Source organism: Mycobacterium sp. E1715 (assembly GCF_001667625.1).
Lineage (GTDB): Bacteria > Actinomycetota > Actinomycetes > Mycobacteriales > Mycobacteriaceae > Mycobacterium.
Genome location: NZ_LZJJ01000341.1, coordinates 1 through 1,871, shown reverse-complemented (window position 1 = coordinate 1,871; position 1,871 = coordinate 1). Strand labels below are relative to the sequence as shown.

At 70.8% G+C, this 1,871-nt stretch carries 1 protein-coding gene; it reads right to left on the bottom strand.

Going from position 1 to position 1,871, the window contains the following annotated elements:
* On the bottom strand, positions 1-1,871 hold a 1,871-nt coding region (locus A9X03_RS17245), incomplete at both ends, for an SDR family NAD(P)-dependent oxidoreductase (RefSeq protein ID WP_156737762.1).

The following is a 1,871-nucleotide window of genomic DNA, read 5'->3' as shown; positions in this document are numbered from 1 at the left end:
CCGCATCGACCTTGGCGCGCAACACCGCGTCCACTCGCTCAGCGGTCAAGGATGTGACGACCGCGTCGTCGAGCACGCCCGCGGCATGGATCACCCCGCTCAGCGGATGCTCCGCCGGGATGTCGGCGAGCACCGAGGCCAACGCCGCCCGGTCGGCGGCATCGCACGCGACGGCGCGCACCCGGGCGCCGGCTTGCTCCAATTCGGCGATCAGCTCGGCTGCCCCGGGCGCGTCGGGACCGGTGCGGCTGAGCAACACCATGTTCCGCACACCGTGGTGCGCGACGAGGTGGCGGGCCAGCGTCGAACCCGCCATCCCGGTTCCACCGGTGATGAGCACCGTGCCGGTCGCCAGGGCACCCGGAAGGGTCATGACGACCTTGCCGATGTGGCGGGCCTGGCTCAGGTACCGCAACGCCGCGCGACCGCGCCGGATGTCGAAGGTGGTCACCGGCAACGGCCGTAGCACACCGGCTTCGAAGAGCCCGGCTAACTCGTTCATCCACTGGTGCATCCGGGGACGGCCGGGCTCGAAGAGGTCGAAGGCGCGGTAGCGCACGCCGGGGTATTGCTGGGCGATCACGCCGGGGTCGCGGATGTCGGTCTTGCCCATCTCCAAGAACACGCCGCCGGGAGCCACCAGGCGCAGGGAGGCGTCCACGAAGTCGCCCGCCAGCGAATCGAGCACCACATCCACCCCGCGACCGGCGGTCACGGCCCGGAACTTCTCCTCGAACTCCAGGCTGCGGGAATCCGAGATGTGGTCGTCGTCGAAGCCCATGGCCCGCAACGTGTCCCATTTACCGCGGCTGGCAGTCGCGAAGATCTCGAGACCCAGGTAGCGGCCGAGCTGGACCGCAGCCATGCCGACACCGCCGGCCGCCGCGTGCACCAGCACCCGCTGGCCCGGCTTGACGTCGGCCAGGTGCACGAAGGCCATGTAGGCGGTGGTGAAGACCGCCGAGATCGCGGCGGCCTCGGCGTAGGACCAGTCCGCCGGCATCGGCTGCAGCAGGCGGACATCGCCCGGGACCAGCGTGCCGCTACCGTCGGGGAAAAATCCGTAAACCGAGTCGCCGACGGCGAATTCGTTGACCCCGGGACCGACTTCGACGACCACGCCGGCGCCTTCACCACCGAGCAACGCGTCATGGGTGAACATGCCCAGAGTGATCATGATGTCGCGGAAGTTGGCCGCGATCGCGCGCAGCGCCACCCGCACCTGACCCGGCTCCAGCGGCGCGTCGGCGTTGGGAACCGGCTCCAGCCGCAGGTTTTCAAAGGTGCCGGCGGTGCCGATGCCCAGTCGCCAGGGACCGTCGCCCGGAGGCACCAAAAGGTCGTCGACCGCGCGGCTGGGCCGAACCCGCGCGGTGTAGACCTGGCCGTTGCGCAGCAAGACCTGGGGTTCGCCGGTCGCGAGCGCCGACGCGACCGCCCGATCATCGAGCGGCACATCGGAATCCACCAGGACGATGCGGCCGGGGTGCTCCGTCTGCGCCGAACGCACCAGCCCCCATACGGCCGCGCCGGGCAGGTCGCTGATGTCCTCGCCCGGCAGTCCGACCGCCCCCCGGGTGGCCACGATCAGCACGCCGGAGTCGCGCTCGGTCAGCCATGCCTGTGCGGCGGCCAGCGCCCGGTGGGTGCGCTCGTAGGTTGCGGTGACCGGATCTTGTTCACCGGCAAGGGATTCCAGAATCTCGTGCGGCGGCGCCTGGTCCGTGACGGCCGTTGCGGAGGCCGGCGACCAGGCAACGTCGAACAATCGCTCCGGGCCGGAGCTCGACACCGCCGCACGCAGCTGCCGCTCGCTCACCGGCCGGGCGACCATCGTCCCCACCGACAGCACCGGCAGGCCCAGCCCGTCG